The following is a 22,621-nucleotide window of genomic DNA, read 5'->3' as shown; positions in this document are numbered from 1 at the left end:
AACTGCTGAAGGTTAGCGTTCACCGTCGGCCTCCCTCACCGGGTTCTCGAAGAAGTGCGGGCCGAAGGCGTCGCCCGAAGACGACAGGCGCCCGGTCTCCGGGTCGTCGGAAGCGTCGTGATCCGGTGCGGCCGACGGGGTGGTCGGGCGCGTGGCCACTGCGCGGTCCTCTTCATCGCGCTCGATGATGTCGTCCGTGCGGTAGCGGTACTGGCGGTAGGCCAGCGACAGCATGAAGCCCGCGAGCGCCATCGAGATCACAATCGCGGTGAGGATCATCGCCTGTGCGAGCGGGTCCGCCATCTCCGCGACCACCTCGGAGGAACGCCCAAGGATCGGCGGGGAGCCCGCCTGGCCGCCTGCCTGCAGCAGCAGCAGGTTGCCGCCGTTGCCGATCAACAGCACGCCCATGATCATCTTGGTCAATGCGCGATCCAGCATGAGGTACACCCCGCAGGTGATCAGCACGCCGGAGCCGATGAGGAGGAACAGGTTCGCTTCCATCTAGTCGTTGCCCTCCTTTGTGGCGTCGCGGGTGTCCAGCGTGGTGGTGCCGACTGCGGTTGAACCGGCCGTCGCAAAGCCGGCTCTTTCCTCTTGACGAGCCTGCCGTAACCTTGCCTGCTTGCCGCGCCGCTTCAGGTTCTTTTCCTGCAGCTCGCGGGCGCGGTCGCGGGCACGCTCCTTGCGCAGGTCCTCCTCGCGGTCGAGGTAGGCGCCCATGGAGGTGAGCACGTGCATGATCAGGCCGATGACGATCACGTACACCCCGGCGTCGAAGACCAGCGCGCTCGGCACATCGAACTCGCCGATCAGCGGCAGCTCAAGCGTGACGTAGTTGCTTATCAGCGGCGGGTACCCGAAGAACATCGGCGTGACCACCGCGATGAAGGAGATCATGACACCGGTACCCAGCAGCTTCGCCGGATCGACGGGCAGCGCCTCCTCGATCTCCTCGCGCCCGCCCGCGAGGTAGCGCAGCGAGAACGCAAGCGCCGCAACAAGTCCGCCGGCGAAACCGCCGCCCGGCGCGTTGTGGCCGGAGAAGAAGAAGTACACGGACAGCAGCATCATTGACGGGAACAGAATGCGCGTGACCACATCGACCATGATGGAGCGGTTTTGCTCCGTCTCGGTGGCCACGCCGGCGGCGAGCCAGCGCGCCTTCGTGGTAGACAGCGTCGGGCGGCGCGAAGCGCGGCCGAATTTACCGGTGCCGAAGATCAGGCTGGCCACGCCGGTCGCGGCGATCACCAGCACGAGGATCTCGCCGAACGTATCGGCCGCGCGCAGGTCCACCAGCAGCACGTTCACGGTGTTGCGGCCGTGGCCGATCTCGTACGCCAGGTCCGGCATGTCCTTCGAAATCGGCTCCGCCACGCGCGCGGACATCGCGGTCATGCCCACGATGGTCACGCTCAGCCCCACACCGATGGACAGCCACGCGCGCAGGCGGTTGTCGTCGGTGCGCGGCTCGACCTCGGTGGGCATCTTGCGCAGCACCAGCATGAAGATCACCATCACGATGGTTTCCACCAGCGCCTGCGTCAGCGCCAGGTCGGGCGCACCGTGCAGCGCGAAGATCATCGCCAGGCTGTAGCCGGTCAGCCCCACCATCACCAGCGCGGACAGGCGGTTGTTCTGCAGCGTCGCAAACACGGCCATGGCCACCATGATGATCACCACGATGCCCTGCCACGTGCTGTCCCACAGGATCATGCGGATGCTGTTGCTCTCTCCGAGGATCAGGTACGCCAGCTGCACCACCATCAGCGTCGCAAAAATCACGGCCAGGTTGATGGTCAGCGAGCCGCGCTGCGTCGACGCCGTCAGGCGCAGCGAAAGCGTGCGCAGCGCACTGAGCAGGTTGTCCCACACCGCGTCGGCGTCACCCAGCGCCGGCCGCTCGGGCTGCGCGCGCCGCACCAGGTCACGCTGCCAGAACATCACCGCACCAGCAGCAACAATCACCACAGTCAGGATCAGCGGCACAGTCACCCCATGCCACAGCTTGAGCTCTTGCTTATCGACGGCCGGGAAGCGCACTCCCAAGTAATCGTTAAAGGCCCCCGAGAACCACGCCGGGAACATGCCGAAGACCACCGTGCAAATGGTGAGGACGAGCGGGGAGAGCCACATGGTGGGCACGATGTCGTGCATCTCGCGCACGACCGGGGAGTAGCCCTTGTCGTCGACGTCTTCGACATCGCCCTTGGTGGCGAACGCCCCGTGCAGGAAGTACAACGAGTACGCCATGGTGAGGATGGAGCCGACGACCAGCACCACGAGCGTGATCTTGCCCGGCATACCGGTGAGTAGCTCCTCGTGCAGCACCGCTTCGAGCGCGGCTTCCTTGGCCACGAAGCCGAACAGCGGCGGGATGCCCGCCATCGAGGCCGCCGACACGATGGCCAGGATGGCAATGATCGGCTCCTTTTTGCCCAAGCCCGAGAGCTTGCGGATGTCGCGCGTCCCGGTGGCGTGGTCGATTGCGCCGACCACCATGAACAGCGTCGCCTTGAACAACGAGTGTCCGAACGTGAGCGCCAGGCCAGCCATGGTGGCTTCGCGCGAACCGATGCCAATCACCGCGGTGATGAATCCCAGCTGCGAAACGGTGCCGTAGGCGAGGATGAGCTTGAGGTCGCGCTGTTTCAGCGCCATCCAGCCGCCGAGCAGCATGGTCGCGCAGCCGGTGGTGAGGACGACGAGGTGCCAGGTCTGCACCGCGGCGAGGTCCGGCGCCAAGCGCGCGACCAGATAGATGCCCGCCTTCACCATTGCAGCGGAGTGCAGGTACGCCGAGACCGGGGTCGGTGCCGCCATCGCACCGGGCAGCCAGAAGTGCCACGGGGCCTGCGCCGACTTGGTCAGCGCGCCAAGCATGATGAGCACGATCGCGACCGAGATACCGGTGGTGGCCTCGAGGTCGGCGAATTGGGAGATCTCGGAGAGCTTCCAGATGCCGGTCTGCGCGCCGAGCAGGTTGATGCCCACAAGCATCGCGAGACCGCCGAACGACGTGATCAGCAGAGCCTGGATGGCTGCGCGCCGGGACGAGGCGCGCTCGCCGTAGTAGGAGACCAGCAGGTACGACAGCACCGAGGTCAGCTCCCAGAACACGTACATCAGTAGGAAGTTGTCCGAGATCACCAGCCCGTACATGACGGTGGCGAACATGGTCAGCTCGGCGGCGAACTTGGCCAAGCGGCGCGGGTTCTGGTCGAAGTAGCCCCAGCAGTAAAACAGCACCAGCGCGCCGACACCCAGGATGATGAGGCTGAACAGCGCCGCGAGGGCGTCAAGCCGAAATTCCAGATTGAGGTGCGTCGACGGCATCCATTGAAACGCCGCAACGATCTCGCCGCCGTCGCGGAACACGCCACGATTGAACAGGCTGACCATCCAACCGAAGCCAACGGCCGGGACGATTGCGAGGATGCCGAACGCCGGGCGCCCAATCACTCGCAGAAGAACCGGTGCTGCAACCGTCGTGGCGAATAGCGCGATGAGCAGCGTCAGCACGTCCTACGGCCCTCCTCGGTGCGTAGCAGTTGGGGTGGCGAGGCCGCGACCGTTGAAAACTCTTCGAACTCAGTTTGGAAACGTCGTAAGAAACGTTGTGAGAAACACCGTATTTAACTTGCACAAAGTGGCGACAAGATAAAAGGCGCGTCAGGGGTACATGGCGCGGCCAACGCTTGGCATTTTACATAAGCCGAGCGCAATCGACACGCGACACCCTCCGAGCAGCGAAAACGCCCGGCTTTCAGGCCGGGCGCAGGGGTTGCCGTTGACAGTTCAACTATCGGCCGATATTTAGAGGTTGCCGTGGATGCGCTGTGCGCCGGCAGACATTGCGGCGGCCGCGGACGCTTCCGGGGTGCCGCCGAAACCAATGACCCATGCTTTGCGGAGATCGCGCTCGGAGTGACCGACCTTCAGGCAGGTCGCGGTCGCCTCAAAGATCTCGATCTGGTGGAATGCGAGGATCTCGACATAGCGGCGGTGGCGGTCGAGGAGCTGGCTGATCGCGCGAACTGGGCCGGTAGCCTCGATCGTCTCGTGGAAATTCTGCGAGGCGGAAGCCTTCGGGCTGGCGTAAACGTCGAAGGAGTACTCGGACTTCATCCAATCCTTCTGCTTGCACGCAGTGAGCGTGACTTTCAGCGTCGGCTCCGGCGCGTAGGTGGCTATGAATAGACCCCAGTCCATGTCGCGTGCTTCGTGGCGAAGCTCGCGGGGGAGGTTGGCGTCGATTTCGTAGCGCGCCTTGAGTGGGTCGGGCTCGATGAGCTGCGCAGCCGGTTCAGCGTGAGGCGCGTGCTGAGGGTGGCTCTCGAGGTGCGGGTGCGCCGTCGACAAGAGGTGCAGTGCGCCGTGGAGCGAGTGGGCACGATCGGTGTGGGTGGCGGCGGTGCTGGTGGCGGTGAACATGAGCGGTACTCCTTGAAGTAGCTGGGGCCTTGCTGGGGTCTGACCCTGGTAGTGGGGTGCTAACGACTACTTCCGCGCGCCGCGGGGTCTGTTTACGCGGCGGGGTCCGTAGCCCCGGCTACTCGGAGTACAAGGAGAGTTCTTTGTGTCACGCAGATCACAGTAGCCGATACCACAGTGATCTGCAACACAACTATCAACTCACGCACATGATCCGTCTATTTTCCGTAGGTGAGCAGGAATGTTGCCTCTGCGATGGCGACGTGCTCGATTTCCGTCGGGTCGACGGATTCATCAATGCCGTGGATGTTCGCGGCCGGATCCGCGACACCGTACAGCGCGAACTCTGCGTCGGGAAAGTGCTTCTGCAGGGTCACGGTGAGCGGGATGGAACCGCCGGTGCCAACCACGGTGAGGCGCTCAGCGCCGTAGGCGTCCTGCATGCACTTGCCAAAGTGCTGCACCGCCGGACCGTTTGGGTCCGTGGAAAACGGCTCGTTCACACCCGTGACGCTCACCTCAACCTTTGCGCCCCACGGCGCGCGTGCGTAGATCTGCTCCTCCACCTTCTTCGCCACTTCGGCAGCAGACTGGGGTGCGGGCACGCGCAGGTTGAACTGGGCCTCGGCGGTCGAGTTCACGATGTTCGTTGCGTCCTTCACCGGCACCGAAGTAAAGCCGATGACGGTGATGGCGGGGCGTGCCCACACCATGTCTGCCGGCTCGTCGTCGACGGTGCCGAGCAGCTGCACCCCATCGAGTACGCGGGCGTCTTTGCGGAAGGTCTCGCGGTCGTACGGGTCGCCTTCCCACTTCGCGGTGGTGTCCACGCCTTCGATGGTGGTGCGGCCGTGCTCGTCAAAGAAGGAGTCGCTGATGCGAATCAGCGCATGCGCCGCATCCGGTGCCGCGCCGCCCCAGCCGCCCGAGTGAACTGGGCCCTCAAGGGTGTCCACCTTGATGCGCAGCTGCGCGCCACCGCGTAGGTGGGTGGTCAAGGTCGGGATGCCGACGGCCACGTTGCCACCGTCGCCAATGAAAATGACGTCTGCCGTGAACAGCTCAGGGTTGGCGTCGATGAGCTTGCCCAGGCCGTCCTCGCCGCCGAGCTCCTCCGAACCTTCCACGACCACCTTGATGCCGAGGTCGGTGCCGCCGTTCTCCTGGACCATGCGCAGAGCTGCGAGGTGCATGATGACGTTGCCCTTGCAGTCCGCGGCGCCGCGGCCGTACCAGCGGCCGCCCCGCTCGTCGAGTTCGAGTGGGTCGTTCGTCCACACGGCCGGGTTCTGGGCGGGCACGACATCGTAGTGGGAGTAGAGGAGGACGGTAGGGGCATCGCCCACCGGCTCCTTGACACCGATGATGGTGTCCGCATCATCCACGGTCGGGTGCCGGGTGACGTCAAGACCGAGCTCCTCGAGCTTGGCAGTCACCCACTTTGCGGCTTCCTCGTGGGTCGCGGCGTGCTCCGGCATAGAGTGCGGGGAGTAGTGGGAGATCAGCTCCGCGAGTTCCTGGAAGATGCGCTCTCGGTTCGGCGAGAAAGTGAAGTCGGTGCTGGTCACTGCGCTGTTTACTGCGTTGTCGTTACTCATATCCCCACGCTACCACCGCGTTTTCGGACTGGATTCGCGTTTGAAAGGGCCGTCGATAAGCGAAAAGAGCCTGGGTGCTGAAACCTTGCGCCGATCTTGCACTCGACCCATGCGAGTGCTAAAAATGGGTGCTGGCACTTGAACAATGCGAGTGCTAAATGAACCTTCGAGTAGGTGAGGCTGAACCACTCATCAGCCGTGCCGTCGCGGGCGCCTGCTTGGAACCGACGAATTGAGTGCTCGTTCCCATATATATAAGGAGCAACAAACTCACATGGCAAAGATGATTGCATTCGACGAGGAAGCACGCCGCAGCCTCGAAAACGGACTGAACACCCTGGCGGACGCAGTGCGCGTCACCCTTGGCCCAAAGGGCCGCAACGTGGTGCTGGAGAAAAGCTGGGGCGCGCCGACGATTACCAATGACGGTGTGACCATCGCCAAGGAAATCGACCTCGAGGACCCGTACGAGAAGATCGGCGCCGAGCTGGTCAAGGAAGTTGCGAAGAAGACTGACGACGTCGCCGGCGACGGCACCACCACCGCAACCGTCCTCGCCCAGGCGCTCGTGCGCGAAGGCCTGCGCAACGTCGCGGCCGGCTCCAATCCGATGGGCATCAAGCGCGGCATCCAAGCTGCCACCGAGAAGGTCTCCCAGTCCCTGCTCAACTCCGCCAAGGAGGTTGAGACCCAGGAGGAGATCGCGTCCACCGCAGGCATTTCCGCCGGTGACCCGGAGATTGGTAAGAAGATCGCCGAGGCGATGTACGCCGTGGGCAACGGCTCCGTGAACAAGGAGTCCGTGATTACCGTCGAGGAGTCCAACACCTTCGGCGTGGAGCTCGAGGTCACCGAGGGTATGCGCTTTGACAAGGGCTTCATCTCCGCATACTTCGCCACCGACATGGAGCGCGGCGAGGCCGTACTCGAGGACCCGTACATCCTGCTGGTCTCCGGCAAGATCTCCAACGTCAAGGAGCTCGTGCCGGTGCTCGAGCAGGTCATGCAGTCCGGTAAGCCTCTGCTGATCATCGCTGAGGACGTCGAGGGCGAGGCCCTGTCCACCCTCGTGGTGAACAAGATCCGCGGCACCTTCAAGTCTGTGGCTGTGAAAGCACCGGGCTTCGGCGACCGCCGCAAGGCCATGCTGCAGGATCTGGCGATCCTCACCGGCGGCCAGGTCATCTCCGAGGAGGTCGGCCTGTCGCTTGAGACCGCTGGCATCGAGCTGCTCGGCCAGGCACGCAAGGTTGTGGTGACCAAGGACGAGACCACCATCGTCCAGGGTTCCGGCGACCAGGCTCAGATCGAGGGCCGCGTGAAGCAGATCCGCGCCGAGATCGAGAACTCCGACTCCGAGTACGACCGTGAGAAGCTGCAGGAGCGCCTGGCCAAGCTGGCCGGTGGCGTTGCAGTGATCAAGGTTGGAGCTGCCACCGAGGTGGAGCTCAAGGAGCAGAAGCTGCGCATCGAGGACGCCGTGCGCAACGCGAAGGCTGCTGTTGAGGAGGGCATCGTCGCCGGCGGTGGCGTTGCACTCCTGCAGGCTGCCAAGGAGCTCGAGGGCGACCTCGGTCTTGAGGGCGACGAGGCTACCGGCGTGCGCATCGTCCGCGAGGCGCTGTCCGCACCGCTGAAGCAGATCGCGCTCAACGCTGGCCTCGAGCCGGGCGTTGTTGCCGACAAGGTCGCGCACCTGCCGGAGGGCGAGGGCCTGAACGCCGCCACCGGTGAGTACATCAACATGCTGGCTAACGGCATCGCTGACCCGGCGAAGGTGACCCGTTCTGCGCTGCAGAACGCTGCTTCCATCGCCGCACTGTTCCTCACCACCGAGGCTGTCGTTGCTGACAAGCCGGAGCCGGCTGGCGCAGGCGCTGGCATGGATCCGGAGGCCATGGGCATGATGTAAGCTCTGCCCCCCTCCCGCAGGAAAGCCCGCCTCGTGCGGGCTTTTTCGCATGCAATGCTTATCGACGGCCCATTGTGACCGACCTTGTTCTACCGAGCGGCGCGACCGTCGCGCTGCGCCACCCACTCGTGGATCGGCGCCTGAGCCTCCGAGATGGACTTGCCGTGGCCCACGCCATCGAGCTCGACGTACTTCACCTCAACGCCCGCCGCCTCCCAGGCGTTGACCTGGCCGATGACGTGTTCGCGGTTGATGGTGGTGTCCTGGTTGCCGACCAGGACGAGTACCGGGCCCTGCGGGTGCATGAGCTCGAGACGCTGCTCATCCAGGCGCGCCTGCAGCACAGTGGTGTCAGCATTGGAGAAGAAGAGGTCTCCGCCGGAAATATCTTCCACTTCCTCCTCTAACTCGGGGAGAGTCAGAGTGTTCGCCTTCGCAACGAGCTCGCGCCCGAGGTCGGAGAGGAAGGCGTCGCCGTCGACGTCCTCAAACGCGTTCATCGCGGACGCGAGCACGATGGGGAAGAAGCGCACCGCGCGGCCTGAGAGCATGCGCGCGACATCCACCGGGCCGATGCCCATGATGCGCAGGTTCTTGTTCACCAGCTCGGTGTCACCGGGCGCGATCGCCACGGTTGCCATTAGTCCCTCTGTGGGGTTGTCCGCTGCCGCAAGCGCAGAGTACCCGCCCTGCGAGTAACCAACGTTCACCCAGTGCTGCGCATCGAACCTTTTCTTCGCAGTTTCGACCAGACCGTTGATCGCCCCGGCGGAACTCGCTCGGTGCAGGTAGGTCCCGCCGACTTCCTCCACGCCAAGCCCTTCATAGTCCGGCTGCAGAACCGTGAATCCTGCATCGACCCAGCTCTGGAGGAAGACCGTTGAGCGCTCGATGTAGCGCCCGATCGGGTCGCCTTCCTTATATAGGGAGGGCGCGCTCGAGGTTGAGATGCCGGTGGTGCCGTGGGCAAAGGAGAGCAGCGGCACTGCAGTTCCAGCTTCGGTTGCGGCGGTGCTTTCCGGCACTGTGACGAGGCCGGACATGGTGACCTCGCTGCGCGCGCCTGGGGCTGGGTAGATCACGCGGTAGGTCGCGGCCCCGGCGGGCGCAGCAGGTGCTTCGCCGGGGTGAAGTTCGTGCCACTCTGCGGCCATCGGAGCTCCTTGGAAGTAGGGGAGGGTTCTGTGGAGGCGTTGCGGATAACTTTAGTCTCGGCGCTGAATCACCCCCGGATGTGGGAGCCTGGAAAGCCTGCTTTGGATGCTCTTATCGGGCATTTTGTGCACTGGTGTTACATCAACAAGGGGGCCGTAACTCGGCATTCACCTTTCGGCGACAAATGTTGCTGGTAGCCGGAATTACTTAACAAAAGTTAACGTTGGGGTTAACTAACCCGCCAAAATACTCGAAACCAATTCGGCTGGGAATTTAGAGGAATCTCTTGCGCGAAAGATTGGCTGTGGCATACTACAACCCGTGATGCCCCTCGAAGGGTGTCAGGAAACTGTCAAAACCTCGCCAGACATCTGGCACCAACACTTAAGGGGACAACATGGATCTCTCCGCAATCATCTCCGCGCTCAAGGACTTCGAGACCTTCGGCAAGAACATCGTCGGCCTGTTCCGCTTCGTCCCGGACTTCCTCCTGAAGCTCACCGAGCTGGGCGACAAGCAGACCGGCCTGGCCCCGGAAGCTAAGGCTAACTAGTCAGTCGACGGTCCGAGTTCTCTCGGACTCAATGTCACCCGGCACTTAGTGCCACCCACCAACTCATACTTGCTGAATAGGAGCAAACCATGGAAAACATCACCACCGCTCTCGAGAACTGGAAGTTCGTCTCCTCCGACGCTCACCTCGCTGGCGCTCTTCTGGACATCCTGAAGTCCCTCGCAGGCGCTGCTGAGAACGCTCACAAGCTGCTCGGCCTGCTCTAAGGCTTAGGCGCTGAGAAAGCGCTCGCAGTTCGCCCCGCCACTTTTGGCGGGGCTTTTTGCATTGCAACTGCTGCCTGATCCGCCACCATCTCACCCCGCAACATGTGGCCGGTCAGCGTAAGATTCCCGGTATGGCTGACCACAACGATGACGATATGCCGATGATCGACCTCGCCGCGACCGAAGGCTGGATCGTGGACGATTCTGACGAGGACGACCCGGTGCTCCTCATGCCGGACGGCACGCCGATTCAGACGTGGCGCGAGCAGTACCCCTACGAAGAGCGGATGAGCCGCGATGAGTACGAGGAGAAGAAGCGCGCCCTCCAGATCGAGCTGCTGAAGTGGCAAAATTGGACGAAAGATACCGGTCAGCGCCACATCATCTTGTTTGAAGGCCGCGACGCCGCTGGTAAGGGTGGCACTATTAAGCGCTTTAACGAGCACCTCAATCCGCGCGGAGCGCGCACCGTGGCGTTGGAGAAGCCGTCGCCACGCGAAAGTACCTCCTGGTACTTCCAGCGCTACATTGAGCACTTCCCTGCTGCGGGCGAGATCGTGTTTTTCGACCGTTCTTGGTACAACCGCTCCGGTGTGGAGCGAGTGATGGGCTTCTGCACCGAGTCGCAGCACGCTGAGTTCCTCCGCGAGGTGCCGATGCTGGAGAACATGATCCTCGGCTCTGGCATTTCGCTGACCAAGTTCTGGTTCTCCGTCACGCAGAAGGAGCAGCGCACCCGTTTCGCCATCCGCCAGGTGGATCCGGTGCGCCAGTGGAAGCTCTCCCCGATGGACCTGGCCAGCCTGGACAAGTGGGACGACTACACGCGCGCGAAGGAGGAGACTTTCCGCTACACGGACACCGACGAGTCTCCGTGGATCACGATTAAGTCCAACGACAAGAAGCGCGCCCGCCTCAATGCGATGCGCTACATTCTGAGCAAGTTCGAGTACACGAACAAGGATCATGAGATCGTGGGCGAGCCGGACCCGAAGATCGTTAAGCGGGGGCGCGATCAGATCGGTGATTAAGGTCGTCGACTCCGGGCCGGTTCGCGTAATTTCGCTCGACCGGCACGAGAAACGCAATGCGCTCAGCCAGGAGCTTTGCACATTGCTTATCGACGGAATCTTGCACCCGCCCTCCTCAACCCGGGCGATCGTCCTGACCGGGGAGGGCACCGTGTTCAGCGCGGGTGCCGATTTGGATGAGACGGATTTCCAGGACGCGCTCTATCCCGTAATTGCCAAGCTGATGCGCACTATTGTCGCGAGCCCGCTGCCAGCGGTTGCCTATTTGAACGGGCCCGCGATCGGTGCGGGAATGATGTTGGCGATGGCCTGCGATCTGCGGGTTGTTTCCGAGACCGCGGTCTGCTCGCTTCCGGTCACCAAGATTGGCATCGGTGTCGATTCTTGGCCCGTCGAAGCCTTAGCCGAACTCATTGGCGGGGCCAGGGCGCGCGCGATGCTGCTTGCGGGGCTTCCGCTGGACGTCGATACCGCGGTAGCTACCGGTTTCGCCGTCGGCCGCGGCAGCCTCGAAGACGCGCTTGCCTTTGCCGGCAACTTTGCCGGCAAGTCCGCCGAGACCGTGGCAAACGTGAAGCAGCAGTTCGCCCCGTCGCTGTTCACCGAAGCTGAACGCGACGCGGGCGTGCAGGCCGCGTGGGACGCGCGGCCCTAATAGCGTTTTAGGCGTAAGTTAGCGCCGCCACGGGAATGCGCGCTTCACCTGATCCCACAGGGTGGTGATGGTGGTGGAGATGACCGTGATCACGCCAACTACAGCGTCAGCGACCGGAGTCGTGGGGCGCGGCTTGGGCTGCTGAGTGGTGGTCGACTCGGTGGTGGTCGCGGTCTCGCTCGCGGCCTCCGAGGTGGTCGGCTCCGCAGCCTCGGTGGAAGTCGCGGTCGTCGTCGTGGTGGAGGATTCGGTCGAAGTCTCCGAAGTGGTCGGCTCCGCCGCCTCGGTGGTGGTCGTGGATTCGGTGGAGGTCGCGCTGGTGGTCGGCTCGGCGTCCGTCTGCCCCCCTAGTGCCTTGACCTTGTCGTTGGCGTCCTTAAGCGCCTTTTCGGCCTCGGACTTCTTAGCGTTAGCCTTCTCCAGTTCAGCCAGAGCTGCAGCAGTCTTCTCTTGCGCCTCAGTCAAAGCAGCTTGCTTCGGGGCTGCGGCCTCTTCGGCAGCTGTCAGTTCAGTTAGGGCGGTCTCTGCCTCCGGGCGTGCTGCGTTCGTTGCTTCCTGTGCCGCGATCAGGTCCTTGATCGCGGCGAGGTGCTCGTTGGTCCACTTAAGCACGTCGGCGGTGGCCTTGCGCACGTCGACGTGGTTGATTGCGTTGCGGCTGCGCTCCTTTGCAGCTTCCAGCTCCACCATTGCGGTGTAGAGGCGCTCTTCCTGGACAATCTCGGCGGCGCGGAGGTCCTCAACAGTCTTCTGCGCTGCATCGCTCTTTGCCTGTGCGGCTTCGAGATCTGCAATCGGCTTTGCGGCCGCGGCCTCTTCCTTCTTCGCAGCGTCTACCTTGTCCTGTGCCTCGGCAGCGGCTGCGGCAGCGGTCTCAGCCGCAGCCTTGGCGGACGCAGCTTCCTGCTTGGCGGCAGCGAGGGCTTGCTCCTTGTCCTTAACCGCGGCCTCTGCCTCTGCGATCGACTGATCGCCCGACTGGTTGGCGGTAGCGGCGGAGGTTGTCGGTTCCTGAGCGAACGCGGCCGGAACGGTGATCGTGCTGACGCCAAGCGCAACGGCAACGAGGCTGGCGCGGAAGGTCTTCTTCATTAAAGTCTCCTGGGAAGATCAGTAGGGCGAGAGCAAGTATAAATAAGCTCCAGAAAATAGAACCATTTCCCCCAAGAAGAGTAGCGGTTAGGTCAAATCGGTGCTGAATGCAGGAAGCGGATCTTGCGGGATTCGTGGTCATTATCACTGGTGAGAACCATGTTGCTAGAAGAAAGTGGCGTGCAGCATTCGACTACTCAACTTGTCTGTACCATTGCCGGGCAAATGCCGGACAAATGCAGGGGCGCCGGCCCCGCGCCCAATGCAAAGCTCCCAGCGACTTCAGCTAGCCAACACCTCGGCAGCCGAACGCCCTAGAAAACCAGCTGGTCTAAGAAGCGCTTTGCGCGATCGCTGGACGGCGATGCAAAGAACTCCTCCGGCGGCGCTACCTCCACAATGCGACCGGCGTCCATGAACACCACGCGATCGGCAACTGCCTTCGCAAACGACATCTCGTGAGTCACCACAAGCATCGTCATCCCGTCGCGCGCGAGTCCCACAACCACCTCCAACACCTCCCGAACGATCTCGGGATCGAGGGAGGCGGTGATCTCGTCGAGAAGCAATGCTTTCGGCTCCATCATCAGCGCGCGCACGATTGCCACGCGCTGTTGTTGCCCGCCGGATAGCTCGCGCGGGCGCGCGTCTGCCTTATCCGCCAGGCCGACTCGCTCGAGCAGCTCCATGGCCCGCTCGCGCGCCTGCGCCTCGTTCGCACCTTGCACCACTTTGGGGGCGAGCAGCAGGTTCTTCATCACCGTCAGGTGCGGGAACAGGTCGTAGGACTGAAACACCATGCCCACATCAGCGCGCACGTCTTTCAGGCGCGTCGTGGCGAGGGTGACGTCGCGGCCGTCGACAAGAATGTGCCCCGAGTCCACCGGCTCGAGGCCATTGACCGTTTTGAGCAGGGTCGACTTACCGCAACCGGACGGGCCGATGATGGCCACGACCTCGCCGCGATCCACGCTCAAGCTCACCCCGTCGAGGGCTCGGTGGCCGTTGGGGTAGGTCTTGCGGACGTCGTGAAGCTTCAAAAGCTCCATTTACTGCCACCTTTCTTCAAGCTTGCGCGCGGCGAGCGAGATGGGGAAACACACGAGGAAGTAGAGCACAAACACCACGCCGTAGATCCACAGGGCGGCGCTGGGGTAGTCGAAACGGTTCGCGTCAATGATCTGCTGTGCGACTTTGAGCACCTCGACGACGCCGATTAGCGCCACGAGCGAGGTGGTCATGATCATGCGGTTGGTCAGGTTGATGGTCAGCGGCAACAGCCCGCGCACCGCCTGCGGCAGCACCACGTGGCGGTAGAGGTCGCGGCCCTCAATGCCCAGCGCCGCGGCGGAGAGGTATTGGTGCCGCGGCACCGCCTGAATAGAGGCGCGCACCAGATCGCCCATCTCGGCGGTGCCCCACAGGGTGAACACGATGATTGCCGCAACCTTGGCGTCGAGGTTGATCCCGAAGCCGCGCGTGAGGTCGAAGTACACCAGAAACAGCAGCACCAGTTGCGGCATGATGCGCACAAACTGCAGGTAGAACTGGGTCACTACCCGCACAATTTTGCTTTTCGACGTCATGACAACGCCAAGGAGCGTACCCAGCACGATCGAAAGCGCCATGGAGATCAGCGCGATCTGCACCGAGACTCCGAGGCCTTGGAGCAGGCGGGCGAAGTTGTTGCCCTGCGCGAGTACCTCAAGATCCGAAAACATTCGCGCGCACCTTCCTCTCAACGGCACCGGCCACCAGCGAAATGGGCAGCAAAATGATCAGGTAGAACGTGACCAGCAGAAGCAGCGCCTCGCGGGTTTCGTAGGTCTGCCCGATCTGCTCCTTCGCCGTGTACACCAAATCCGGCAGTGCGACGATGCTCACCACCGATGTCTCCTTGATCAGGAAGATGATGTTCGCCGTCAGCGCGGGCAGAGCCAGGGCAGTGGCCTGCGGAGTGATCACATGTCGCAGGGCTTGGGTACGGCTCATGCCCAGGCTTAACGACGACTGCATCTGGCTGGCCGGCACGCCTTCCAGACCCGCACGAATTGCCTCGGCCATGTATGAACCGCCGAGGAACCCGAGCCCGATTACCGCACAAGTCTCCGACTCGATGACGATGCCCAACTTCGGCAGGCCGAAGTAGAGGAAGAAGAGCTGCACAAGTAGGGGAGTGTTGCGGGAGACCTCGATGTAGGCCGTGGTGAGTTGGCGCAGCACCGGGATGCGAAAGTACCTGATGGTGGCGCAGAGCGCGCCAACGAGAAACGCCAGCAAAATGCCTTTGGCGGCAACCCTCACAGTGAGGACTGCCGCCTGAGCGTAGACCGGGATGTTATCGGCGACGACCGAGAAATCCATTGGATTAGAGCTTGCCGCCCTCAACGACGAGGTCGTCTGCGGAGACCGCGTCGCCGTAGACCGGCTTCAGGGTCTTCTCGTAGGCGTCGTGGAAGAAGTTCTCCTTGCCCAGCTCGACCAGCTCGTCGTTCATCCAGTCCTTCAGGCTGGTGTTGCCCTTGGCTACTGCGCCAGCGATCGTGTCGATGTCACCCAGTGTCGGGATGGTCGCGGTGAAACCAGGGGTCTGCTCAGCCCATGCGAGCGCCTCGGTGTTGTCGGTGACCCAGGCGTCGCCCCGGCCGTCGATAAGCGCATTGGTGGCTTCGGTGTACTGCTCGAACTTAGTGAGTTTGATCTCCGGGTGGTTCTCTTCCAGGTAAGCCTCTGCGGTCGTGCCCTTGACCACGATGACGTTCTTGCCCTCGAGCTCCTCGACGCTGTTCAGCGGCTTGGCATCCGGGGTGACCGCGCCGAGCGAGACCTTCATGTACGGGTTGGCGAAGTCGACCTTCTCCTGGCGCTCCGGGGTGACGGTGAAATTGGCCAGGATGATGTCGACCTTGTTGGTGTCCAGGAACTCGACGCGCGAGGCGGCTTCGACCGGGACGTACTCAACTTCGACGCCGAGGTCCTCGCCGAGGCGGTTGCCGTACTCGATGTCGTATCCGGCGTAGCCGCCGTTCGCATCGACGTAGCCGAACGGCGCCTTATCGGAGAACACGCCGATCTTCACCGTGCCGTCCTCCTTGATGGCATCCACATCTCGGAAGCTGCTCGAGGCGGAAGGGGCATCGGAACCGGCGGAGTCGCTCGAACCGGAGGAGTCGGAGGAGCAAGCGGTGAGGCTCACTGCTGCGAGGACAGCGGCGACGCCCGCCGCGATGCGCTTGCGATTCGGGATGATAGACATGTTGTTCTACTTTCTCTTGCAGGTGAGACGGTCTTCCTGGCAACCGTTGGCGGCCCGGAAACCGATCTGTATGAAGAAAATACACCACCCTGTCTAGTAAGGGAAAGGGTGCCGGTAATCGCTGCCAAATTCGCTGAGAGTGGGCTGAAAGCTTGCCAAGCGGAACCTGGTCGGGTGGAGTAATTTTTGGCGTATGACGCTGCGCAACTCGTTCCTCGCTACCGCCACCGCAACCGCCATCGCAACCGCTACTGTCATCGCTCTTCCGCTCGGCCTCACCCAGGCCGTCGCCGCTCAACCGGAAACCCTGCCCGCTTCGGCCCGTCCGTACCTGTACTTCGAAAGCTTCGATGCAGTCCCGAACCCGGCCCACTTCACCCACGACATGCCGAAGGGCTGGAAACAAGACGTCACCGGCGTGACCTCTGGCGAGGAACGCTGGAACGGGTGGACGCTCTCCACCATCCGGCGCTGGACCTGGACGTCTGGCACGGAACAGCGCCACTACTTCACCCAGGGCCACGATCAGGTGGCAATCATCGACTCGAAGCAGCAGCGCCTCGCGCCGCGCGACTCGATGGACGCTTCACTTACCAGCGCCAACATCAACGTCAGTGGCCAGGGCACCGTCGCGCTCGAGTTCGACCACCACTACCGCCAGGGCAAGTCGGGCCAGACCGCCCAGGTGAGCGTGAGCTTCGATGGGGGAGCACAACAGACCGTCGCCACGTTCGATGCGGACCGCTACTCCTCCCACGAGTACTTCGAGATCGATGTTCCGGCCGGCGCGAGCCAGATGCAGGTGACCTTCTCCTACCTCGGCGGCAACGACGACTACTGGTGGGCGCTGGACAATGTTGCGGTTCGTGCTCCGTTCACGCAAGTCGCGGAGCAGCCGAAGGCCATTATCGACGTCATCTCTGACACCCAAGATGACCCCGAAGACTTCAAGCTGGCAGTGGCGCGGCTCAACGCGATGCCTGAAAAAGCTGACGCGCTGGTGATCAACGGCGACCTGGTCGATCTGGGCACGCAGGAACAGTGGGACACCTTCCTCGCCGCACGCGAGGCAATGCCACACGATTCCGGCGAGGAGTTCTGGACCATCGGCAACCACGAGCTCTACGGCCACGAGCTGGACTTCCAAGAAAAGATGGACCGCTACATGCAGTACGCGGGCGAGCACACCGGGCAGGACAAGCCGTGGTTTGAAAAGGTCGTGGATGGTGTGCCGATGATCGGCATCTCCACCGAGTACTACCAAGACTCCGACCGTGACGGTAAAGAACCGTTTCAACGCCTGTCGGCCGAGCAGCTCGCCTGGCTCGACTCTCGCCTCGCGTACTGGGATAGCCAGGGTGTGACTGCACTCGTCTTCACCCACCCGCTACTGCCGCAGACGGTGTCCATGTCCCACTCGGCGTGGTACCAGAACGACTTCGAGAATCAGCAGGCACTTTCCAACGTCCTGTCGAAGTACAACGACGTCGTTGCATTCACCAGCCACTCGCATGCATCGCTGTACCAGAACAACTGGTGGGGGACGCGACGTTACGACGGCACTCAGGAAGGCGCGATCGGATTCCCGGTAGTGAACACCGGTGCGATCTTGAACGAGTACATGCCCGACGGCGACCACGACGAGGAAATCGTGGACGAGCAGGCCGCATCCGGCCTCCGCGTGAAGATCTACGACGACCGCGTCCGCGTCGAGGCCTGGGATTTCAAGGCTGGCCACAGTGCCACCAACCCGGAGGGCACGACGAAGCTGATCAAGTACCAGGACTTCTCCAAGCAGGGCCGCCTCACCGCGTCTGACGCGGTGCGAAACCAGGCTGCCGGCGCGGGTTCGAACGCTGGCTCCCAACCGTCGCCGAACCCGCAGCAGGATGGTTCCACAGGCTCGTCTGGATCCGGTATGCCTGCTGCGGTCGGCGTGATCGTCGCCGTGCTCGCGGCGCTCGGCGGTTTGTTCGCGTTCTTCGCGCCGCAGGTGGTGCGCTAGCCAAACACTGCCCGCGCCGGGCCGCAACTAGCCGCTACCGCGGCTCGACCGGGTTGCCCTGCCAGACGGTGCGCTCGCTGAGCACGTCGCCGCGCATCACCAGCGAACCCGGGCCAACCGACGCGTCCGCGCCGATCACCGCACCGGGCAGCACCACCGAGTGCGGCCCCACCGACGCGCCGGCCTCCACCACCACGGCATCCAGCGACATCACGCGGTCCTGGAACAGGTGCGTCTGCACCACCGTGCCGCGCCCCACCGATGCGCCGTCGCCCACGCGGCACAGGTCTGTCTCGGGGAACCAGTACGACTCCACCCAAGCGCCACGCCCGATATCCACCCCGAGCAGCCGCAGCACCAGAGACATCTCGCCGGTGCCCGGCGCCCAGTTGAAGAACCACGGCGCGGCCACCAGCTCAATGAACTGGTCCTGCAGCTCGTTGAGCCACACAAACCACGAGTACAGCGGGTGCTCGCCCGCCCGGTGCGTGCCCACCAGCAGCCACTTCGTCGCCACAGCAACCAGCACCGCGAGTGCGCCGATATACATCCACACCAGCCCACCAGCCAGGTACACCCACCAGCCCAGCACCGGCGTCAAACCCACAACGACCACCGCGAACAGTGCAGCCAGCCACGCATGCGCCATGGGTGCGAGCAGCCGCAGGGTTTCCACAAAGCCCCGCCGGAGCTTCATGCTTGTCGACGGCGCGTACGTCACAGATTCACTTCCCGCCTCGACCTCGACGCGGCGCATTCGCTCCGGCGGCGATCCCCACCAGTTAGATCCCGCTTTCGATTTCTTCGGGCTGGCAGAGAGCACCGCGACCAGGGACTGCTTAGCCAGCTTGCGCCCTGGGGCGACCATGCCGGAGTTACCTACGAACGCGCGTCGACCCACAGTCGTTTGGGCGCTGCGGATCCAGCCGCCGCCGAGTTCGTAGCCGCCGGCAAGCGTGTCGTCGGCAAGAAATGCCCCGTCGCGAACCTCGGTGAGCGTGGGCACCATGACAGCGGTGGACACCTCGGCGTCGTTGCCGATGTGCGCGCCGAGCGTGCGCAGCCACACCGGGGTAAGCAGTGCAGCGTAGACGGGGAAGAAGCGGGTGCGGGCATCATCCATCAGGCGCACGACGGTCCACAGCGCAAGCCCGTGGCGGGAACGCACCGGGGCGATGCCGGGTTTGATGCTCAGCTGCGCAATGCGCACCCCCAGCCAGGTCAGGCCCATGCCGACGCCCTGGTAAACCAGGCCGCCGAGCGGGGAGAGGACCACCGCCCAGCCAATTGACGGCGCGAGTGCCCACACCACTGCAATACCCGCGGCCGCAGCTGCAACGGGTAGGCCAGCGAGCGCCAGCGACGTCAGCGCATACGCCGCTGCCCAGACGATGCCGCGCGGCGGCCGCTCGTCAGGGAAGCGCAGCTTCGAGCGGCCGACCTTCTTCGCGGGCGAGCCCGCCCAACGCGCGCCCTTCTTCACGGGTTTGTCGCCGGTGACGGTGGACCCAGCCTCAACGTGCGCATCCTGGCGGATCTCGGTACCCGGCATCAGGGTCGAGCGGGCACCGATGCGAGCGTCATCGCCGATTGTCACCGCTCCGACGTGCAGTTCATCGCCGTCGAGCCAGTGGCCCGACAGGTCGACGCCCGGCTCGATCGCCGCACCGCTGCCAACCGTGAGTAGACCGGTGACCGGCGGCAACGTCTGAAAGTCCACGCCGCGGCCGATGCGGGCGCCCAGCATGCGCGCAAGCGGCTTGACCAGCCACGCCGCAGAGATATTCGTCGCGCCGGAGGCGGCGAGCCAGCGTTCCGCAGCCCAGAGACGCACGTGCACTGCACCGCCGCGCGGGTACACGCCCGCCTCGATGCGGCCGCGGATTACCCGCGCGCCAAGCGCGCCGACAGGCACGCGGCCGAGTGGGGTGCAGAACACCACAAACGCGAGCACCAGTCCGGACCACGACAGCGCCAGCACGCCTAGTAGCTGCGCGGCCAGGAGCACCCACGTCACTGCTGTGGCGGCGCGCAGCGTCATCACCGGCACCATGAGCAGAGTCTGGGCAAGACGCGTAGTTGCGCCAACCGGGGTGACAGCGCGGTCGCGGAGCGTGTGGGTCGTGCCCAAGGAGTCGTCGATAAGCGATGCTAAAGCCCCGAGTCGAGGGTGGTCGTAGAGGTCGCGCACGGCGATGGTGGGGACGCGCTCGCGCAGGCGCGCGACCAGGGTCGCGGCGGCAAGCGACGTGCCGCCGAGTGCGAAGAAGTCGTCGTCGCGGCTGGCGACGTCCATGCCGAGGACATCGACGAAGGTCTGCGCCACCCATGCTTCGGTTTCGGTGAGACCGACGGCGCTGACCTCGGCGGGCAGCGGCCAGGGGAGGGCCTTTTTGTCGACCTTGCCGGAGGTGCGCACGGGCAGCTCGTCCATCACATGCAGGCGCGGGACGAGCGCGGCCGGCATGACTTCTGCGAGTGCCTCGCGCATCGCGATGACGTCGAGGGTGACACCCGGGTCGGGGGAGAGGTAGCCCACCAGCACCTTGTCGCCGCTGGGCAGCGTCTGCGTGGAGACGGCGGAGTTGTAGACCCCGTCCAGGCCCGCGACGTGCGCCTCTACCTCGCCGAGCTCGATTCGGCGGCCGCCGATCTTCACCTGGTCGTCGGCGCGGCCGATAAACGCCAAGCCATTGTCGGCAATTTTCACGTGGTCGCCGGTGCGGTAGGCGCGCGGCCAATCGCCCATCGGCGCGTACTTCTCCGCGTCCTTCGCAGGGTCGAGGTAGCGCGCGAGGCCAACGCCGCCGATGACCAGCTCGCCGTCGTCGGCGACTTTGAGGTCCCAGCCGTCGAGCGCCCAGCCGATGGTCACAGGCTCGCCCGGGACGAGCCGCTGCGCCGAAGCCACCACGGTCGCCTCTGTGGGGCCATACGTGTTCCACATTTCGCGCCCCGTCGCCAAGCGATCGGTGAGTTCCTGCGAGCAAGCCTCGCCGCCGACGATGAGCAATCGCACGTTGTCGAGCGCTTCCGCAGGCCACAGGCCCGCGAGCGTGGGCACGGTGGAAACAACGGTGATGTCGCGGCGAATCAGCCACGGGCCCAAGTCCTGGCCGGAGCGCACGAGCGCGCGCGGAGCGGGCACCAGGCATGCACCGTGGCGCCACGCCAGCCACATTTCCTCGCAGCTCGCGTCGAAGGCCACCGACAGGCCCGCCAGCACCCGGTCATCGGGCCCGAGCGGTTCCGCCTGGCAGAACAGCCGCGCCTCAGCGTCCACGAAAGCCGCGGCCGAGCGGTGAGTCACCGCCACACCCTTCGGCGTTCCGGTCGAGCCGGAGGTGAAAATAATCCAGCAGTCATCGTCAGGGCTTACTTGCTTATCGACGCCTCCTTGCACCGCCTTCGAGCCCCGCAGCACGCGAAACCCCTCATCCGTCCAGACCGCGTCAATCTTGGCCTCGCCGAAGACCAGCTCCGCGCGCTCGTCCGGGTCGTCGGCGTCGACCGGCACGTAGGCGCAGCCGGCGAACATCGTGGCCAGGATGGCCAGGTAGAGGTCCTTCGAGCCGGAGGTCATGCGGATGCCGACGCGCCCGCCGTGGTCGAGACCATGCGCGTGCAGGTCGGCGGCCAGCGCCTCGACTTCTGCGATGAGCTCGGCGTAGGTGAGCACTTCGCCGTCGTCGATCGCGGCGGCCTCGGGGTGCTCCTCCGCAGTGGCGCGGACGATGTCCACGAGGGTGCGCGGTGGCGGTGCGAGGTGCGCGCGCAGCAAGTGCTCGTCGTGGTTGCCCTGGATTGTCATGGCAATAAGGCTAACTAACCTGGCGCAATCATCCAATTTGTTGGTTCGAACCAACGGTTTATGGGCGCCCAGCAATGTGGGTGGGTGTTTGACTGGGGTGCGTGGCCACGCGGCCAGCCTCGCCCTCTCCGGCCTCTCTGCCCTTGCCGGCGAATGCCCCCACCGCCACAAGCCCTCTTCGCCACGAGATCTTGGCGACTGTAAAAATTTACGACTGCTCGATCGAGACCTAAGCCAATGCCGACACAAGCGCGCGTCTCAGTAAGTTCCTACAGAGCCGTGTGGAAGGGGTTGGGGGTGGGGGTGGTCCCTGGGCAAGCATGAAAGAAGCCGCCCGCTCAAGCGAGCAGACGGCTTCAAGTGGTGGCACCTATGGCGCCCGATTTGCTACCGAATTAGAACTTCGGCAGGAACTGCTGGATCTGCGGAGGCAGAAACTGCTGGATCTGCGGCAGGGCGAAAGCTGCTGCGCCAGCGATCGCTGCGAGAACGCCGATGACGATACCTGCGATAGCACCCGGGGAAAGGGAGCCATCTTCGCTCGAACCCTTGGCGGTCTTGTCACCCTCCTTGGAAGACTGGATGGTGTTGTTTGAAGACCGGTCGCCCTTCGGCTCCTTCTCCTCCTCCTCCTTCGGGGTGTCCTCCTTCGGGGTGTCCTCCTTCGGAGTGTCTTCCTTCGGAGTGTCTTCCTTCGGAGCGTCCTCCTTCGGGGTCTGCTGCTCAACGTTTTGTGCGTCAACGGTCTCCGCAGCGGTAGTCGCATTATCCTCGGCGAATGCGTTCGGAGCGACGATCAGAGAGGTTGCGACTGCGGCGGCAACGCCAGCGGTGCGGATGCGGGAACGGGTCATGGGAAACTCCTCCAGAGAGTTGGAAACAAATAGAG

General features: G+C 63.8%; 18 protein-coding genes. 6 read left to right on the top strand and 12 right to left on the bottom strand.

What is annotated here, in order from left to right; genetic code table 11:
* Positions 1-12: 12 nt before the first annotated feature.
* From CGLAU_RS10825 to CGLAU_RS10810, 4 genes are all read right to left on the bottom strand, one after another.
* Positions 13-504, bottom strand: a complete 492-nt coding sequence (locus CGLAU_RS10825) for a Na(+)/H(+) antiporter subunit C (RefSeq protein WP_095660711.1) — start codon at positions 502-504, stop codon at positions 13-15.
* Positions 505-3,525, bottom strand: coding sequence for a Na+/H+ antiporter subunit A (locus CGLAU_RS10820; protein ID WP_095660710.1), 3,021 nt, complete (start codon positions 3,523-3,525; stop codon positions 505-507).
* 294 nt (positions 3,526-3,819) lie between these two features.
* Positions 3,820-4,437, bottom strand: a complete 618-nt coding sequence (locus tag CGLAU_RS10815) for an acetyl-CoA acetyltransferase (RefSeq protein ID WP_232507111.1) — start codon at positions 4,435-4,437, stop codon at positions 3,820-3,822.
* 218 nt (positions 4,438-4,655) lie between these two features.
* The gene (locus tag CGLAU_RS10810; protein ID WP_095660709.1) at positions 4,656-6,035 is read right to left on the bottom strand and encodes a M20/M25/M40 family metallo-hydrolase; all 1,380 of its coding nucleotides are present in this window, start codon (positions 6,033-6,035) and stop codon (positions 4,656-4,658) included.
* A gap of 274 nt (positions 6,036-6,309) precedes the next feature.
* Here CGLAU_RS10810 and groL point away from each other — a divergent pair, with 274 nt between their 5' ends.
* Complete coding sequence (groL, locus tag CGLAU_RS10805) at positions 6,310-7,947, top strand: chaperonin GroEL (protein WP_095660708.1); 1,638 nt, start codon at positions 6,310-6,312, stop codon at positions 7,945-7,947.
* Positions 7,948-8,036: 89 nt separating this feature from the next.
* Here groL and CGLAU_RS10800 read toward each other — a convergent pair whose 3' ends face one another.
* Complete coding sequence (locus CGLAU_RS10800) at positions 8,037-9,101, bottom strand: alpha/beta hydrolase family protein (RefSeq protein ID WP_095660707.1); 1,065 nt, start codon at positions 9,099-9,101, stop codon at positions 8,037-8,039.
* Between the two features lie 398 nt (positions 9,102-9,499).
* Between CGLAU_RS10800 and CGLAU_RS12320 the strand changes: the two genes are divergently transcribed.
* From CGLAU_RS12320 to CGLAU_RS10790, 4 genes are all read left to right on the top strand, one after another.
* The gene (locus tag CGLAU_RS12320) at positions 9,500-9,655 is read left to right on the top strand and encodes a hypothetical protein (protein ID WP_157731364.1); all 156 of its coding nucleotides are present in this window, start codon (positions 9,500-9,502) and stop codon (positions 9,653-9,655) included.
* 89 nt (positions 9,656-9,744) lie between these two features.
* On the top strand, positions 9,745-9,882 hold the full coding sequence (locus tag CGLAU_RS12315; RefSeq protein ID WP_157731362.1) for a hypothetical protein: 138 nt from the start codon (positions 9,745-9,747) through the stop codon (positions 9,880-9,882).
* Positions 9,883-10,013: 131 nt separating this feature from the next.
* Positions 10,014-10,913, top strand: coding sequence for a polyphosphate kinase 2 (gene ppk2, locus CGLAU_RS10795; protein ID WP_095660706.1), 900 nt, complete (start codon positions 10,014-10,016; stop codon positions 10,911-10,913).
* Positions 10,906-11,568, top strand: coding sequence for an enoyl-CoA hydratase-related protein (locus tag CGLAU_RS10790; protein WP_157731360.1), 663 nt, complete (start codon positions 10,906-10,908; stop codon positions 11,566-11,568). The genes ppk2 and CGLAU_RS10790 overlap by 8 nt, the downstream gene beginning before the upstream one ends.
* Positions 11,569-11,586: 18 nt before the next feature.
* Here the strand turns inward: CGLAU_RS10790 and CGLAU_RS10785 are convergent, their stop codons facing one another.
* The 5 genes from CGLAU_RS10785 to CGLAU_RS10765 all read right to left on the bottom strand — a co-directional run bounded on the left by CGLAU_RS10785 (position 11,587) and on the right by CGLAU_RS10765 (position 15,916).
* Entirely contained in the window at positions 11,587-12,660 is a 1,074-nt protein-coding gene (locus tag CGLAU_RS10785) for a hypothetical protein (RefSeq protein WP_095660704.1), read from the bottom strand.
* A 314-nt stretch (positions 12,661-12,974) separates the two neighbouring features.
* Complete coding sequence (locus CGLAU_RS10780) at positions 12,975-13,709, bottom strand: amino acid ABC transporter ATP-binding protein (RefSeq protein WP_095660703.1); 735 nt, start codon at positions 13,707-13,709, stop codon at positions 12,975-12,977.
* Complete coding sequence (locus CGLAU_RS10775) at positions 13,710-14,381, bottom strand: amino acid ABC transporter permease (RefSeq protein ID WP_095660702.1); 672 nt, start codon at positions 14,379-14,381, stop codon at positions 13,710-13,712.
* Positions 14,365-15,024, bottom strand: a complete 660-nt coding sequence (locus tag CGLAU_RS10770; protein ID WP_095660701.1) for an amino acid ABC transporter permease — start codon at positions 15,022-15,024, stop codon at positions 14,365-14,367. Before CGLAU_RS10770 ends, CGLAU_RS10775 begins: the two co-directional genes overlap by 17 nt.
* Before the next feature lie 4 nt (positions 15,025-15,028).
* Positions 15,029-15,916, bottom strand: a complete 888-nt coding sequence (locus CGLAU_RS10765) for a cysteine ABC transporter substrate-binding protein (protein ID WP_095660700.1) — start codon at positions 15,914-15,916, stop codon at positions 15,029-15,031.
* A 193-nt stretch (positions 15,917-16,109) separates the two neighbouring features.
* Between CGLAU_RS10765 and CGLAU_RS10760 the strand changes: the two genes are divergently transcribed.
* Positions 16,110-17,921 carry a metallophosphoesterase family protein gene (locus CGLAU_RS10760; RefSeq protein WP_095660699.1) on the top strand — a complete coding sequence of 604 codons (1,812 nt, stop codon included), beginning with the start codon at positions 16,110-16,112 and terminating at the stop codon, positions 17,919-17,921.
* A gap of 34 nt (positions 17,922-17,955) precedes the next feature.
* Here the strand turns inward: CGLAU_RS10760 and CGLAU_RS10755 are convergent, their stop codons facing one another.
* Positions 17,956-21,732 carry a Pls/PosA family non-ribosomal peptide synthetase gene (locus tag CGLAU_RS10755; RefSeq protein ID WP_095660698.1) on the bottom strand — a complete coding sequence of 1,259 codons (3,777 nt, stop codon included), beginning with the start codon at positions 21,730-21,732 and terminating at the stop codon, positions 17,956-17,958.
* 395 nt (positions 21,733-22,127) lie between these two features.
* The gene (locus CGLAU_RS10750; protein WP_095660697.1) at positions 22,128-22,586 is read right to left on the bottom strand and encodes a hypothetical protein; all 459 of its coding nucleotides are present in this window, start codon (positions 22,584-22,586) and stop codon (positions 22,128-22,130) included.
* Between the last annotated feature and the right edge of the window lie 35 nt (positions 22,587-22,621).

This window comes from Corynebacterium glaucum (assembly GCF_002287505.1).
Taxonomy (GTDB): Bacteria; Actinomycetota; Actinomycetes; order Mycobacteriales; family Mycobacteriaceae; genus Corynebacterium; species Corynebacterium glaucum.
The sequence above is the reverse complement of the archived record's forward strand: the minus strand, read 5'-3'. Positions and strand labels throughout refer to the sequence as shown.